Annotated in this window: 17 protein-coding genes and 1 pseudogene; 10 read left to right on the plus strand and 8 right to left on the minus strand. The window is 67.2% G+C overall.

Annotated features, from left to right (window positions below):
- The first annotated feature begins 159 nt into the window (after window positions 1-159).
- Window positions 160-492, plus strand: coding sequence for a hypothetical protein (locus ACIHAX_RS15865; RefSeq protein ID WP_364425601.1), 333 nt, complete (start codon window positions 160-162; stop codon window positions 490-492).
- On the opposite strand, the gene ACIHAX_RS15870 is transcribed toward ACIHAX_RS15865, so the two are convergent.
- Both ACIHAX_RS15870 and ACIHAX_RS15875 read right to left on the minus strand, forming a co-directional pair.
- Entirely contained in the window at window positions 483-968 is a 486-nt protein-coding gene (locus ACIHAX_RS15870; protein ID WP_397278127.1) for a hypothetical protein, read from the minus strand. The two genes, ACIHAX_RS15865 and ACIHAX_RS15870, sit on opposite strands and share 10 nt — an antisense overlap.
- 661 nt (window positions 969-1,629) lie before the next feature.
- The gene (locus ACIHAX_RS15875) at window positions 1,630-1,893 is read right to left on the minus strand and encodes a hypothetical protein (protein WP_397278129.1); all 264 of its coding nucleotides are present in this window, start codon (window positions 1,891-1,893) and stop codon (window positions 1,630-1,632) included.
- 8 nt (window positions 1,894-1,901) lie between these two features.
- Here ACIHAX_RS15875 and ACIHAX_RS15880 point away from each other — a divergent pair, with 8 nt between their 5' ends.
- Window positions 1,902-2,288: a hypothetical protein gene (locus ACIHAX_RS15880; protein WP_397278131.1), complete on the plus strand. Its 387-nt coding sequence runs from the start codon at window positions 1,902-1,904 to the stop codon at window positions 2,286-2,288.
- Window positions 2,289-2,731: 443 nt separating this feature from the next.
- Here the strand turns inward: ACIHAX_RS15880 and ACIHAX_RS15885 are convergent.
- Both ACIHAX_RS15885 and ACIHAX_RS15890 read right to left on the minus strand, forming a co-directional pair.
- Window positions 2,732-2,935: pseudogene (locus ACIHAX_RS15885) on the minus strand (recombinase family protein); the annotation flags it as partial.
- A 282-nt stretch (window positions 2,936-3,217) separates the two neighbouring features.
- On the minus strand, window positions 3,218-4,588 hold the full coding sequence (locus ACIHAX_RS15890; protein ID WP_364425595.1) for an FAD-dependent monooxygenase: 1,371 nt from the start codon (window positions 4,586-4,588) through the stop codon (window positions 3,218-3,220).
- A 48-nt stretch (window positions 4,589-4,636) separates the two neighbouring features.
- On the opposite strand from ACIHAX_RS15890, the gene ACIHAX_RS15895 reads away from it, so the two are divergent.
- From ACIHAX_RS15895 to ACIHAX_RS15905, 3 genes are all read left to right on the plus strand, one after another.
- Complete coding sequence (locus ACIHAX_RS15895) at window positions 4,637-5,260, plus strand: TetR/AcrR family transcriptional regulator (RefSeq protein ID WP_397278133.1); 624 nt, start codon at window positions 4,637-4,639, stop codon at window positions 5,258-5,260.
- Window positions 5,261-5,938: 678 nt separating this feature from the next.
- Complete coding sequence (locus tag ACIHAX_RS15900) at window positions 5,939-6,556, plus strand: hypothetical protein (protein WP_397278135.1); 618 nt, start codon at window positions 5,939-5,941, stop codon at window positions 6,554-6,556.
- A 610-nt stretch (window positions 6,557-7,166) separates the two neighbouring features.
- Window positions 7,167-7,502: a DUF732 domain-containing protein gene (locus ACIHAX_RS15905; RefSeq protein WP_397278137.1), complete on the plus strand. Its 336-nt coding sequence runs from the start codon at window positions 7,167-7,169 to the stop codon at window positions 7,500-7,502.
- Window positions 7,503-8,527: 1,025 nt separating this feature from the next.
- Here the strand turns inward: ACIHAX_RS15905 and ACIHAX_RS15910 are convergent.
- Window positions 8,528-9,166 carry a TetR/AcrR family transcriptional regulator gene (locus ACIHAX_RS15910; protein ID WP_397278139.1) on the minus strand — a complete coding sequence of 213 codons (639 nt, stop codon included), beginning with the start codon at window positions 9,164-9,166 and terminating at the stop codon, window positions 8,528-8,530.
- Window positions 9,167-9,252: 86 nt separating this feature from the next.
- On the opposite strand from ACIHAX_RS15910, the gene ACIHAX_RS15915 reads away from it, so the two are divergent.
- The 4 genes from ACIHAX_RS15915 (at window position 9,253) to ACIHAX_RS15930 (ending at window position 11,871) form a co-directional block, all read left to right on the plus strand.
- A complete protein-coding gene (locus ACIHAX_RS15915) occupies window positions 9,253-9,912 on the plus strand; it encodes a methyltransferase domain-containing protein (protein WP_364425585.1) in 660 nt (219 codons plus the stop codon).
- On the plus strand, window positions 9,909-10,094 hold the full coding sequence (locus tag ACIHAX_RS15920) for a hypothetical protein (protein WP_364425583.1): 186 nt from the start codon (window positions 9,909-9,911) through the stop codon (window positions 10,092-10,094). The genes ACIHAX_RS15915 and ACIHAX_RS15920 overlap by 4 nt, the downstream gene beginning before the upstream one ends.
- 157 nt (window positions 10,095-10,251) lie before the next feature.
- Window positions 10,252-11,496, plus strand: a complete 1,245-nt coding sequence (locus ACIHAX_RS15925; protein ID WP_397278142.1) for an MFS transporter — start codon at window positions 10,252-10,254, stop codon at window positions 11,494-11,496.
- Between the two features lie 3 nt (window positions 11,497-11,499).
- The gene (locus tag ACIHAX_RS15930) at window positions 11,500-11,871 is read left to right on the plus strand and encodes a metalloregulator ArsR/SmtB family transcription factor (protein ID WP_355079489.1); all 372 of its coding nucleotides are present in this window, start codon (window positions 11,500-11,502) and stop codon (window positions 11,869-11,871) included.
- Between the two features lie 219 nt (window positions 11,872-12,090).
- Here ACIHAX_RS15930 and ACIHAX_RS15935 read toward each other — a convergent pair whose 3' ends face one another.
- The 3 genes from ACIHAX_RS15935 to ACIHAX_RS15945 form a co-directional block, all read right to left on the minus strand.
- Window positions 12,091-12,483, minus strand: a complete 393-nt coding sequence (locus tag ACIHAX_RS15935; protein WP_397278144.1) for an RDD family protein — start codon at window positions 12,481-12,483, stop codon at window positions 12,091-12,093.
- Window positions 12,484-12,578: 95 nt separating this feature from the next.
- Window positions 12,579-12,893 (minus strand): hypothetical protein, encoded by a 315-nt coding sequence (locus tag ACIHAX_RS15940; RefSeq protein ID WP_397278146.1) that lies wholly within the window; start codon window positions 12,891-12,893, stop codon window positions 12,579-12,581.
- Between the two features lie 81 nt (window positions 12,894-12,974).
- A complete protein-coding gene (locus tag ACIHAX_RS15945; protein WP_397278148.1) occupies window positions 12,975-13,997 on the minus strand; it encodes a YncE family protein in 1,023 nt (340 codons plus the stop codon).
- An 88-nt stretch (window positions 13,998-14,085) separates the two neighbouring features.
- Here ACIHAX_RS15945 and ACIHAX_RS15950 point away from each other — a divergent pair, with 88 nt between their 5' ends.
- Entirely contained in the window at window positions 14,086-14,586 is a 501-nt protein-coding gene (locus ACIHAX_RS15950; protein WP_397278150.1) for a hypothetical protein, read from the plus strand.
- The last annotated feature ends 1 nt before the right edge of the window (window position 14,587 follow it).

Genomic DNA, 14,587 nt, shown 5'->3' on the forward strand with positions numbered 1-14,587 from the left:
TGCTCCCGGTGGTATGGAGGTTGTGTTCAACTTGCTGAAGACACAGGCGTCCGTGTCAGGCCGACACGCACACTTCGACCCCACCAACGGCTGGCGCAACGCCGACCGCGCCGCGCCGTTCGATTCCTGGTTATCGGGCAACTTCGGAAAGGGGAGACCGTGCGCCACATCGACGACGCGATCGGCACCGACGAGACGGTGCTGCCGATGGCGGTGCACATCGAGGACTTCCTCACCGACCTGGCCAACGCCAACCGGCCTGCCGACACCCTCCGGGCCTATCGCGGAGACCTGACCGCCTTTGCCGAGCACTACGACGGAGACCTGGCGGGGATGGGCGTGAATCCGGTGCGCGTTCCTGTAGCTCAACGCCTGAGGTCCCCGAACACAACGAGAACCGGCCAGCGGATATCTGGCCGGTTCTCGCGTTCCACGGTCGCACGCTGCGCCGCAGTCCCGTGCGGACCGAGGCGGGCCGAGGACTATTCCTGAGTCAGAGTCAGGGTCCGGTTCTCGGTGGTGTCCTTCTGGATCTCGACCTGGCTCATGTCCTCGGCGTCAGGCGGCAGGTAGGCGAACGCGGCGGTGATCTCGACCGCACGGTCATCGTAGTAATACGTCATGAGTTCAATGCCGTCGCCGTCGTGAGCATCTGCGCGATTCGGGCCCTCGCCGTAGTCGTAGCCCAATGGCACCCTGACCTTCGTCTGCCGAGATTCGCCGTCACAGGTCACCCGATCCAGGGCCTCGTCTTTCATGCGGACGGGTCGGCCTTCCGGGCTTTTGAACCGTTCGGACTCGACCTTGACCCACAGGGCGTTGGCCTGGCCGGGTTCGCAGACGTAGGTGATCTCGGCGACGACCCACCAGCTGTAGTCGCCGTGTGCGTCTGGGAACGCTCTCCCGATCCATATGCTGGTCGTTGCGCTGGCCGGCCCGGCCACATTGACCAGTACAGCGGCGGTCAACGCGAGTATCGAAGCGAAAAGTCTTCCACGAACCACTATGTGCGCCTTTCGGTGTCGGTAGGTGGTGGAAAAGATCCGTCGAGCGGACAGCAGCCTAGACCACGCCACACAGCAGTTATGCACGAGTCCTATAAGTGACACCAGAGGGGTTTGCGCGAGTCCCAGGGTAAGCGCGAACCCCAGGTCGGCGACATGGTGCGGATCGGCTCCACGGCAGCGCATATTCCCCGCGCGGCCCGCGCGATGGGAGATTAGCGGCGACCCCAGTTGCCCAATCCGCCGCTGATCTCCGCCGTGGTCCTGTCAGTGCCCGCTGCGATGCTGGTACCCAACGGGTTTCGGCATGAAGGGCGGCGGTGAACGACAACGGCCAGGACATGCCAGGGCTGTTCTCCATCGAGATCGCCGCCGACCCGATGCTGGCCGGGTTCGCCGCCGCGCTGTCCGACCGCGACGACCTCGCCACCCGCTCGCGGGAGACCTACCTCGAACGCGTCGGACACTACCTGGGCTGGCTGGCGGCCGACCGCGGCCACGACGACGCCCTGCACTCCCCCGGCGGCCGCAACCGCGCCGTCGACGCATACCTCACCGCGGCCATCGAGGAACGCGGGATCGTCGGGCGCACCGTCAATCTCACCCTCACCGCGCTCACCGTCTTCTACACCTGGCTCGGCCTGAGCGCCCCGGCCACACCGCGGGTGGTGGTGGAGCCGATCAACCCCCGCACCCTCGGCCCCACCGAGCAGCGCGCCCTGCTGCGCGCCGCCGCGGCGCGCGGGCCGCGGGCGTTCGCGATGATCGTCCTCGGCTTGGACGCCGGGCCGCGGAAGTCCGAGATCGCCGCCCTAGCGTTGACCGGCCTGGATCTGGCCGACTGGCCCGGCACGCTCGCGATCACCGACTCCACCGGCAAAGTGCGCACCCGTCCCTTTGCAGCCGGGCACCCGCGCCGCGCTGGTCACCTGGCTGGCCGAACGCCGCCGCCAGCTACGCGGCCACCCCGAACAGGTCGCCCTGTTCCTCACCGAACACGCCCCGCACCGGCGGCTGGCCGTACGCACCGTCGACGACGTCATCCGCGCCGTCGGCACCGACGCCGGCCTCGACACCTCCCCCGGCACGCTGCACGCCACCGCCGAACAACGCATGCTGCGCGAAGGCCTCCCACCCGCGGTCGTCGCCGCCCGCCTCGGGCAGCAAGCACCCGACCGCGACCGGGTCCGCGCCCTGCTCGGCGGCACGGCGGCGCGCCCGCGTAACCGTCTCGCGCTCACCGGCAGTGAGCAGCTCGACTTGTTCGGCGACATCGCGATGTAGACGCGTGGCGCCGAACAGCGCGCTACGCGTCTGTTGCGGGTACGAGGGAGTCGATACGGACGCTGAAGGGGTAGCGGCCCGGTGCCTCGAGGACAGACTCGACGAGGGCGTGGGTGTCGTCTTCGAGTACGAAAAGGGATTCCGGTAGCTTTCGCCGAAAATCGGGCGGATATGCCGTAATCGGCTGGTAGAGAGCAGTTTTCGTGTTGCGATCCGGGTGGGACTACGTCCGTGGTGTGGGGCCGCTGGCGATGCGATGGTGGAGCGGCCGACGCTGCATTCCTCGGCGAGGTCGGCCAGGCTCGCGTCGTCATCCGGGTCGTGGTAGCGGCGGTGGATTGTTTTGCGTGCTGCCAGAGGCAGTTTCGGCTGTTGCCCTTGAGCCGGCCTTTCGCGCGGGCTTTGGCCATGCCCTCGCGGGTGCGCAGGTGATTCAGGTTCGCCTCGAACTCGGCGACCATGGCCAGGGTTTGCAGAAACACCTTGCCGAACGGGTCGTGCCAGTCGTAGATCGAGTTGCCGAGCCCGAACACTATGTCTTGCTTCCGAAGGCTGGTCAGGATCTCGCTGGCTTCGGCCATGTTGCGGGCGAACCGGTCGAACTTCGCCGTGGTCAGCACCACCTGGCGTTTGTAACTGACCGCGGCGGAGGAGGTGACCGCGGCGAGTGCGTTGTCGAGCCCGGTGCGGTTGCGGCGGGTGGTGCCGCAGGGGGTTCATCGGAACAGTTCGCGGAACAACCTCTACGGCACACCGTGACCAGGGCCGGAGTGCAGCGGCTGCGGTGTTCCGCTGACCGATCGGCCAACGGAACACCAGGCCCAGCGACGTCGTTCGTACTTCGGTCGGGATGGGATGGCCGCGTGTTGAACACCGCGTAGGAGAAGAAGGGCCTCCGCGATATACCGACCACCTGCCCGAAGGCGGCGCTAGCTGTACGAGCTGCTCACGAAACCGTCGGGGCGGACCAGCACCGTCCCGTATGGCCAGCTATCAACGAGGTGCACTGGAATGTCGGCCTCCACGCCGGGATCGGCCGTGAGTACACACCACTGCGATCCGACGAGATCCAGCGTGGACACCCCGTCGGCCACCCACATGTGCGGCAGGCGAGATCCTGGGGACCCGTCGAGGTCGAGGGCTACGTCCTCGGTGGAGGGGAGTTCCGCGCCGCCGTACCGGTAGCCCAGGTGCACCACCGGCGCGTTGATCGCCCCTGCTTTCTTGCGCGCCTGTGCCATGTCCTTGCCCCAGTGCAGGGACGGATCGTTGAACCGCAGGCGTGCCTGTTCCATCGTCATGAGGGCCACCGGATGGCGTTCGGCGTGATAGGTCTCCAGCAGTTCGGGCCCGGCCTCACCGCGCAGCACGTGTGCGAGTTTCCACGCCAGGTTGTGGGCGTCGGCGATGCCGGTGTTCAACCCGAACGCGCCCAGTGGGGGGATCGCGTGCGCCGCGTCGCCCACCAGGAAGACCCGGCCGACGGACAGGCGATCGGCGACCTGGCCGCGTCCCCGGAACCGAAGCACACTCCGGATCTCCACTTCGATGGACGGGTCGCCGAGCGCGGTGCGGATGAGTTCGGGAGTCGGCTCGGTGTCGAGGCCGGTGAGGAACACCCACTCGCGTGCGCCGTCGACGGTCACCAGCAGGCCGGTCGCGTCCGGATGCTCGATATTGCACATGGCGAACGGCTCGCTCGGACGCAGATCAGCGCGGAACAGGACACTCGTCGTCTCCCGACCCATCACACCGGGACCGGTGAGGCCGACACCGAGGACCTGCCGGACCCGGCTGCGCACCCCGTCGGCCCCCACTAGATAGCGCGCCCGCACGACACGCCCGTCGGACAATGTCGCGGTGACGCCGCCGGAGTCCTGCTCGAAGGAGTCGAGCGCCACGCCGAACTCCACGTCGCCGGCCTTGGCGATCAGCACGCGGTCGAGAAGGTTCTGACCGCACGTGCCGCGGATCCGGGCCGGGGTGTAGGTGAGTTCGGCTGCGGTCTTCGCCTTCCACTCCACGCCTTCGGCGAAGTCGGCCTCGGCGAGCGTGCGCCCTCTGATCTTGCCCGCCCGCAAGTCGACCGCAGCCTCGTTGACGGCGTGATCCAGGCCGACCTCGCGCAAGATCTCCATCGACCGCGACCCGATGCCGGTGGCCCTGGGGTGGGGCGAAAGGTCCGGCTTCTCCTCGACGACCAGGGGCTCGACGCCGTGGTGGCGCAACAGCACCGCGAGCATCAGCCCGACGGATCCGCCGCCCGCGATCAAAACATCCGTGGATACAGCCTGCTTCATAGTTCAGCCCTTCGATACAGTGAATTACGAAATACACTGTATCGAAGTATGCGATGTATTGTACGAGCTGCGATCCGGCTGGCCGACGCGGGCGGGCTGGCGGCGGTATCGCTACGCAAAGTTGCCGCCGATCTGGAGGTCGGGCCGATGCGGCTGTACGGCTACATCGCCACCAAAGAGGAACTGCTCGATCTCATGGTCGATGCGGTCTATGCCGAGATGCGGCCGGTCGGAGACGGTTGGCGAGCGGTGCTGCGGTCTCTGGCCGAAACCACCCGGCAGGCCGCGCACCAGCACGAATGGTTCGCCGACCTGATCGGTGGACGGCCCCAGCTCGGGCCGCACGCGCTGGCCAGAGGAGAAGCTGTGGTGGCCGCGATGAGCGGCGTCAACGTGGACATCGTGATGCCGGTGGTCGCGGCGGTCAATGCCTATGCGGTCGGTGCGGTGCGCCGGGAGATCGCCGAGCGGCGCGCCGAGCGGGCCACCGGGATGAACGAGAAGCAGTGGCAGGCCATCTCCGGGCCCTATCTGGAGCGAACCTTTGCCACCGGCCGATTCCCCGCGCTGGCCACGGTCATACGCGACGCCGCCCACCTGGACGCCGACCAAACTTTCCGCACCGGCCTAGAGTTTCTCCTCGACGGCATCCAAGGCCACATCGCGAGCTGACACTCAGCCGAGAGACCAAGATAGGCGCCGCCCATGGCACCAACTCGGCGTTGACGCGCTGAGACGACGCGACTTCCAACGCCTGAAGTCACTATTCCGCGGCGGTGACGGCCTTCTCGACAGGGTGGCCAGCCCGACCCCGGCGCGCGTTCTGCCGGATCACGCGGCGGCTGCGAGGCCGGCGCCGGTGGGGTGGGTGTCTGGTTGTCGCCGGTGCTCCCCGCAAGCAACGCTGATGAACCACACAACGCTAGCCGAAAACCCCACGGCCTAGAGTCATTTGAACACTGCAAATGGACACCTGCGTAGACACGGTGGTGCGGGAGCAATTGACGGCTGCCGTTGCGGGCGCGTCACCGCACAGCCAGGCCAGAGCACCTGAGCGCAGCGGCCAGATGGGCCAGAACCTCACACTATCGAGTGGATTCCGAAGCTCGGATGAGGGTGGTGTTCCGGCGGGGACCATGGGGCCGCCTGGTTCCAGAGCAACCACCACGTGTAGTCGCTGGTCTCCGCGCACCACCACTCCGGCGGATGAACGCCGGACAGTTCTGCCCCGCCCTGTATGCCAGAAAGTCCCGAATGGTGGAGCTATCGCCGCCTGGCTGTCGGAGGGGAACGCTACCGTCCCCTCATACGCGCCTGCACCGAAACGGGCGACAAGAAAAGGAGCCACCATTGGACGAAAAGCTCTCCCCCGCTGACCAACTGGCGTCCGACTTGCGGAGGCGTACCAGGCCGTCGAACGAGCTTCCCGCGATCGTGGCCCTCGACGCTGTGCTCGCGCGCACCGACGACATCGTGATCGCGCTCAGCGGTGCCCGCGCCTACACCCAGGGAATCGAACTATTCCTCCGGCTGCACGTTCGCCAGCCCGGCGCTGTGTCGGCTACCGCGGCCTTCGCAGGACTCCACGGAGGCGGTAGCGACCAGTATCTACTCGGTGTCGAGTTCGCCGACGGCCGCACCGCGACAAACATCGACGACTCCCCCTCGAATGACAACAGCACAACCGCGGTGTTGATGTCAGGTGGTGGCGGTGGCAGCCCCGACTTCAGCAGCTACACCTACTACCTGACACCCGTCCCGCCACCGGGACGCCTGTCGATAATCGTCGCCTGGCCGACCGCTGGAATCGATGAGCACCGCGTCGAACTCGACGCAGAACCCTTCCGCAGCGCCGCCGAACGGGCACAGGTCTTGTGGCCGGAACAACCCACCTCGACGTGGAACCCACCGTCCTCCCCACGCCCCGATCTCGCACCCGGCGGCTGGTTCGCTCACGCACTGAACTGACCACCAGTACGGGCTACGACACGGGGCCGGAGCAGTGTTGACGAGTTTCATCGCAGGTACGGGCGTCAGTGAAACACGTTGTTCAGCGACTCGACCGGCCTCCGTACGGGTCGACGGGATTGGCTTGCAGCCCTCGGCTAGCGTCCCCTCGCACCCACCGGCAGACTTGACATATACAACTCGCGCAGTCCTTACTCCCCCGCTGTCGTAGTAAGGTCCCGCACGCCAAAATGCAGATCCTCCCCGGGACCAGGCTGCTCGGAGCCGCCCGGCCTTCAGCGAGTTTGGGTGCTCCACACCGCAGACGACGCTTGAACAGTGCGACACCCAACCGATGTCGTCACTGGAGCACATTGAATCCTCCCGGCATGTCCGGAGACCCCCGCGGGACATGCTCGGCGAGGCCAGCCCGCCCTTGGACGAGCCGGAATGAGAACAGCCGTCATCGATGACAAGGTAGCGCGCCCCCGTCCGCGCACCGGGCCTTTCCCGTGCGTCCAGCGCGCCGCAGGGGGTGGCCGACTCATCCCTGGGGTGGCTACTTCCGGGCGCGCCGGGACGGAATCATTAAATCCCACAGGCACAACACCTCTCGAACAGGAACCACATCATGGGGATCACCCGCAACCGCTTCCGCACCTTCGCCGTCGCGACCGCCCTCACCGCCGCCGCGCTCGGCGCAACCGTGCTGGGCGACACCATCGCCACCGCCGACCCGAGTGCCGAGGGTTCCTTCCTCGAGGAGATCAGCCTCAACAACGCCACCCTGCCCGGCAAGAAGGCCGACGAGATGGTCGCCGCCGGGTACGCAACCTGCGATCACCTGCGCGGCGGCACCTCGGTACTCGACGAGATCTCCGCGGTCGAGACCACATACCAGTTCCACCAGGGCGTGCTCTTCGTCAGCGCCGCCACCACCAACCTGTGCCCCGGGTTCGTCGGCTAGCTGTGATGTCCGGGCGCTCCTTGTCCGTCGTTGGGGCCAGCGGCCGAAATGTCGGCCATACGAGTACCAGTCCCAGCAGTTCGTCGAGGACGGCCCATTCGTTGGGTTCGGTCGGCATCGTCGTCCCTCTCGCCGGAGTGTTCGCGGAAATGTCGAAGCCGAAGCGCAAGCAGTGCCCTGGCCGCGTCGTTGGTCAGCGCGGGTGGGCTGTCGGGGCAAACCACTTCGATGATGCCAGGCTCATCGCCTTCTCTGTTAACCCTGCGATTGTTGGGTCTCAGCAGACATGCTGGGACGCCACGCTTTCAACGCCCAGTGCTGGACTGAAGATGGCAGAACGCGCAGTCGCCTCGGAAGACTCAGCGCATGTCCGCAGAGAGGATGTGCGGACTAGCCGAAGCAGCGTACGGGCGCGCATCGAAAGCCGATGGCAGTGGACCGAGGGCGAAAGAGTCTGTCCTGCAGTCATTACGGAAGCAAGCCAGCGATGTGGACGAAACCCGAACTTGCAGCGCACTCCGCTGAAAGCAATGCCAGCTACGCCCGGATGCGTCTCGATTGTCCCACTAATCCTTGCGATTCGGTGGACTGCACCCTGCGACTCCATGGTCGTACTCGAAACTGGCTCGGTCGGAAAGAAACAAGACCAGCTTGGCGGCACGCGCGAGGGAAGCGATGAACCAGGCATGGACATGACAGTCTCCTGACTGCCTGTCCGCCGATTCTCCGGAATCCAGGTTACCGCAGCAGGAACACCGCCCCGGACACACCGGGCGACGTGGTCACCACGGCTGCTGGCAACCCCGCGACGAAGGCCGGAGCACTACACCCGCCTCCAACTCCGGGGACTGTGGCAGCCGGCCGGGCGGCCCGTCCTCGCCGATGACTCCCGGCGAATCAGGAGCCACGACTGGCAAGCCCGCTACGGTGCAAAACACCGCCCAACCCGGCGGTGCCGCAGGACTTGGTGGCCATCCGCGACCGCAACCCCTCGCGCCGGATCGGAAGCGCCAGGGAGGCCGATATCAGACTTTGCTGGCGCCGTCGTCGAGTAGTGCGCGCAATGTCATGTGGGCGATGTGGGTTTCGAGTCGTTGCCGGTCGGGCATGACGGCGGCACGGAAGCGGTGTCCCGCTAGGAAGGACAGCACCGCCCATGCGGCCGCTTGCGGGTCGAGGTCCGCGCGCAGTTCCCCGGTTCGCCGGCCCCGCGTGATCATCTCGGCCAGGACGTCGGCGAGTTCGCCCATGTGGTGGCGGACCGCCTGCTCGACAGCGGGCTCGGCCGTCATGGTCATGGCGTCGGCGAAGATCACTCCGAGCGAGCCGGGTGCGTGGAGTTCATCGATGTGGCCGGGGCTGAGCAGGTGGGCCAGCAACGTGGCGACGGAGTCGGTTTCGGAGGCGACGGTGCGCATCATGGCGCACATATGCCTGGAGGCGTGTGCCACGACAGCGGCGTAGAGCGCGGCTTTGGAGCCGAAATTCTGGAACAGCACCGGCTCGGTGACACCGACACGAGCCGCGATCTGCGCCATGGTGGCGCGCTGGAACCCCGACTCGGCGAACATCACAGTGGCGGCGCCGATGATCGACGCGCGCCGGTCCGCGGCGCGTAATCGAGTGCGCCGCTGTTCGGCGGGATCGGAGGATGCGCGTGCCATGCAGTCATCGTATCCGCCCTTGCCCAACAACTTAGTTACGACTAAGTTATTCACCATCTTAGTCGTCACTAAGTTAAGGAGGGGCCATGGGCCTCGGACATTTGATGCATCACACCCCGAACCCGGACACCGCGGGACTCACCATCGACCACGGCGGTACCTACGACGTGTTCGGCGCGGTGTTCTTCGGCGGACGACGCGACCGGATTTATCGCCGCCTCGCCGAGTTGAGCGGCGCCCGCCCGAGTGACCGCGTGCTCGATATCGGTTGTGGGACCGGATATTTGACGCGCCGCTTGGCCGCGGTAGCCGATGCGGGGACGGTGGTCGGTGTCGATGCGTCGGCGGCGGTGCTCGAGCGCGCCCGCAAGATCACCACCGAACGGAATTGCACCTACTCCGTCGGCGTCGCCGAATCGCTTCCCGGCGAGGACAGTTCGTTCGATGTGGTGACCAACTGTTTGATGCTGCATCACCTGCCGGAGGATGTGCGCGCGACAGCGCTGGAGGAGATGTGGCGGGTGCTGCGTCCTGGGGGCCGCCTGTTGATCGGCGAGTTCCGGCCACCGGCCAACCCTCTGGGCCGCCATCTGGTCGGTGCATTGACCGGTCCTTCGATGCAGCACAATCCCATCCATTTGCTCGAGCCGATGGTCGCTGAAGCGGGTTTCGAGCAAATCGGCTCAGGCGACCTGCATCCCTGGATCCGCTACATCACAGCCCTGAAGCCGGGAGCCACTCGATGAGGCACTCGACGGGCGTGCTGCGGGTCCTCGCTGTTGTGTTGATCGTCATCGGCCTGGCCGTGCATGTGGGGCTGGGCAGCATGGCCGGGCTCGGAGCCGCCGCCGTGGGCCTGATACTGGTCGCGCATCTGCTGCTCGCCGCCGTCGGGCGCCGATGGCTGCACCGCCTCTCCTCGAGATAGCCGCGTCAACGGCTCGGGGATGAACCGCGCCATCCCATCCGCCGCGACCAGCCGAAGGCGTGTGACCGTCCGCGGTACCCTACTCGCCAATAGGTTCGCATCTGCGCACCTATTGGCGTAAGGTCGCCCTTAGTCGAGCGAGTTCGGGAAGGTCAGCGTGATCGAGGTATTGCGGCGGCGCCGGTTCCGGCGGTTGTTCACCGCGCAGGTGGTGGCGCTGGTCGGGACCGGTTTGCTGACGGTGGCGCTCGGGCTGCTGGCCTACGATTTGGCCGGTAGCGACGCCGGGGCGGTGCTGGGTACCGCGCTGGCGATCAAGATGGTCGCCTACGTCTTCGTCGCGCCGGTGATCGCGGCGGTTGCCGACCGCGTGCCACGCCGGGTGCTGCTGGTGTCCGCGGACGCGATCCGGGCGGTGATCGCCGTGACACTGCCTTTCGTCACCGAGGTGTGGCAGATCTATCTGCTGATCTTCGTGCTGCAAGCCGCCTCGGCGACATTCACCCCCGCCTTCCAGGCAGTGATCCCGGCGGTGCTGGTCGACGAGGACGACTACACCCACGGATTGTCGCTGTCACGGCTGGCCTACGACCTGGAATCACTGCTGAGCCCGGTGCTGGCCGCCGCATTGCTGACGCTGATCGACTACAACCTGCTGTTCGTCGGCACCGCCGCCGGGTTCGCCGCCTCCGCCGCGCTGGTGGTGAGGACCCCGTTGCCGCGCCTGGTGCCCGGTGGCCGAACCGTGCCGCTGATCGAGCGGATCACCCGCGGCGCTCAGGTCATGGTCGAGCGACCGGTGCTACGCGGCCTGCTGGCCATGAACCTCGCCGTCGCCGCCGCGACCGCGCTGGTTGTGGTGAACACCGTGATCTACGTCCAGGACCTGCTGCACGGCTCCGCCGCCGGTGTCGCCCTCGCCCTGGCCTGCTACGGCGGCGGCTCGATGCTCATCGCGCTCACCATGCCGCGGCTGCTCTCACGCTTCAGCGACCGCCGAGTCATGCTCACCGGCAGCGCTGCGCTGCCGGTGGGGCTGCTCGCCGCCGCCGCGATCGCCGCGATTCAGCCCTCCGCCGAGCGTGGCTGGTTTCTGCTGGCCCTGGCATGGACAGCGCTCGGCGCGTGCACCTCGATGATCAACACACCGTCCGCGCGTCTGCTGCGCGCGGAATCGACACCGGAGAACCGCACAGCGGTCTTCACCGCCCAGTTCTCGCTTTCCCATGCCTGCTTCCTGCTCACCTACCCCATCGCGGGATGGGTCGGCGCCGGAGCGGGCCAGCTCACCGCCGCACTGACCCTGGCCACCATCGCTACACTTGCAGCAACCACAGCCGCCCGCGTCTGGCCCGCGACCACGCCGACCGAACCGGAGGCGGTGCCAGCAGGAAGGCGGTGAACGATGGCAGGGCCTCCGAATCCGGCCGCTGACCCTCCCGTGCCCAGCCTCCTGCACCCGATCAGCCCCGACCAACCGCGTCTGGACGCCGCGACCGGCGCCTTCCGCATGCTGTCCGACCCCACCCGGCTGCACATCCTGTGGATCCTCGCCGACGGCGAAGCCGACGTCACCGCCCTCACCGAAGCAGTCGGCGCCTCCCGCACCGCGGTCAGCCAACACCTCGCCAAACTCCGCTTCACCGGCCTGGTCGACACCCGAAGAGAAGGCCGCCGCATCATCTACCGCGTCCGCGACGGCCACCTCACCCGACTGGTCCGCGAAGGACTCAACCTCGCCGACCACATCGTCACTGGCGAACCACCACACGCCTGACCGATTCGGTCCGGACCGACTTCGCCATGCCATGGCCTTCGCCGATCAGGCTGGACACGACAGGTGCGCACACTTCACATCGCAGCCACAGTGCAGCGGGCACAGCGGTACCAATTGTCGGGTCGACAGCATGAGCCGCCTGATGCCGCCGAAATATCCGGCGTACGGCCGAACTCATCATGCGAGCTGCGGTCACCGAGACTGCCGTGGTGCATGCGGTCAACGATTCGCTGCCGACTGGCCGACCGGGTGGCGCTGGTCGCGTCGACGCACTGTGCGCAATCCGAAGGCTTGGCCCACGCTCGCGCCTTCGAGCAGGTATTGCAGTCCTATCACCACGAATCCGAACAGCCATCGTGCGACCGTCTGCCACAACCGGGGGCGTCGGCCGTCCTTCCATCGGAGGACCCGCATTCCGAACAGCAGCTTCGCGACACTCCCCCGCAGCAGCAGTGTGCCGAGGACGTGGTTGGCGAATGACAACGCGAGCACACACGGAATGAACGCGCCCAGGAACTCCACGACACCGTCGAAAGCATGAAAGGCACGTTGCGACAATGCGAAACCCACGACCAGCGCGACGAAGGCGTCGGTCACCGCAGCCAGGGCCAAGCGGTTCTCTCCCGCCTGCTCCGGGACACCGACCCCCCGAGGTTCGGGCGACTGGGCGGGTGATCGGCTCTGGTGAGGACCAGGGTGCGTTGCGTTCACGCGACGTATTGTGCCGCCACCCACCAGCTCTCCCCAGGGATGTGGAGGTCGCACCCGTGCGGGACGCTGAAAAACGACAATACGCCCGCGGTGGTGACCTGCAGATCGGTGCGCACCGGCGGGATGCGGTAGGCGGTGTTGTTGTCACCGAACTTGCCGGTGCGCCCGAAAGTGTCGGTGACCGGTTTCCAGTCCGCTTCGGTGGTCGCCACCGGTTGGCGCCCGGACGCGGCGGAAGTGGTCGCGGGTGTGGGCGAGGTGTCGGCGCTCGAGCATCCTGCCGCCGCGGTGAGCGCCAGCAACGCGGCCATTGTGGCCGCGCGTAATGGGGGTCGACGTGTCGAAACTGCCATGGCATGTCCATGTCGTCGAAAGATGTTGTGCCCGACGGTTCAGTGGGTGGGTTCGAACTCCCACAGCACCGGCGCACCGTCGGCGCCCCGGGGGACCGGGAAGTAGGTGTGGTGGGTGGCGGGGTCCAGCGCCAGCGAGTGGGCCCCGTCGGCCAGGTGCGCGGAGCCGACGGCGAGGGTGCGGCCGTCGCGGCGGTCGAACACGCTGACCCAGCCGCTTTCGGCCGCGAGGTAGACCCGGTGCGCGCCCGGGTCGTAGACCAGCACGTCGGGAGTCTCACCGACACGGTCTTGTCCGGTGACGGTGCGGGCGGCCAGGTCCACGGTGACCATGCTGGAGTTGGCCTCGCAGCCGACGAACATCACTCGATCGGCGGCGTCGAGGGCTTGGCCGTGCGGATGGTCGCAGCCCGGCGTCGGGATCCGGTCGGTCACCACGAAAGTCGCGGGATCGATCACCGCCAAATCGTCGCGCCCCTGGACCGCCACGACCATGCGGTCGGTGACCGGGTCGTAGACGACGTTGCCGACCTCACCACCCAACCCGACGGTGGCGCGCACCGCGCCGGTGTCCGCGTCGACGACGGTCTCGGTGCCGGCGTGCTCGTTGGTCGTCCACACCGCATGACGGACCGGGTCATAAGCGAGCCCGTCGGGGTAGTCACCGGTCGGCGCGGTGAACACCACCGCGCCGGTGTCGGCGTCGAAGGCGACCAGCTGGTTGCGGCCGGTCGCGGTGGCATACAGCCGGTGGGTGTCGGGGACCACGATCACCCCGTGCACGTTCGGTACATCGGGGAGGGTGCGGACCACCTGGTGGGCACGTACATCGACCTCGATGACCTCACTGGCACCCATATGGGCGAGGAACAGCCGCCCGCGCCTGGCATCGAGGCTGGTGTAGTCGAAGCGCACCGGCCCGCCGGTCAGCGCCACCTGCGCGACTTGCCGCAGCGGCAGCTCACCGGCATACGGGGGTCCCGCCGGTGGGGAGGTCGAGCATCCGCCCACCGCTACGGCTGCGGCGCCCAGCAGCGCCGCGAGTGTGCGCGTCGGGGGCATCACCCACCTCCCACTCGATGTAACCGTGGTTTCGAAACTACGCTGGGGGCAGGTGCGGTGAAATGCCACCACCGGACCGGAGGATTTCGTGCCCGACTCGCCAGCGGCGACGCCTGGGCAATGGGTGATGCTGTCGTATCGCATGCCTCGTGAGCCGTCCACGCCGCGGATCGCGTTGTGGCGCAAGCTCAAACGCCTCGGGGTCGGGCAGATCTCCGACGGCCTGGTCGCCCTACCGGCGGATGCGCGCACGCGTGAGCAGCTGTTCTCGAGCATGAGCCCGGCCGAAGTGGCGGCGATGACCGAGCGCCTCGAGTTCACCGATGAACCGGTCACCCCGCCGATCGAGACCGGCCCGGGCACCGAACCAGTCCTCATCCCCCGATCGGTGAAGCTGACCCGTGACCTCGCTCAGGCGTGCAAGCGCCGCGCCGCGAACCTCGGCATGTCGCAGTCGGCCTATATGCGTTCGTTGATCGAACGCGACGTGACCGAGGCCGGAACCAGCGAGCAGCGACCGGCGTGGGTGCGTGAACTCCTGGCCGTGATCGCTCAGCACGAGAACGACGAGCACCGCAAGGCATCCTGAG

Origin of the sequence: Nocardia sp. NPDC051929, from assembly GCF_044548645.1 — a bacterium.
Classification (GTDB): domain Bacteria; phylum Actinomycetota; class Actinomycetes; order Mycobacteriales; family Mycobacteriaceae; genus Nocardia; species Nocardia sichangensis.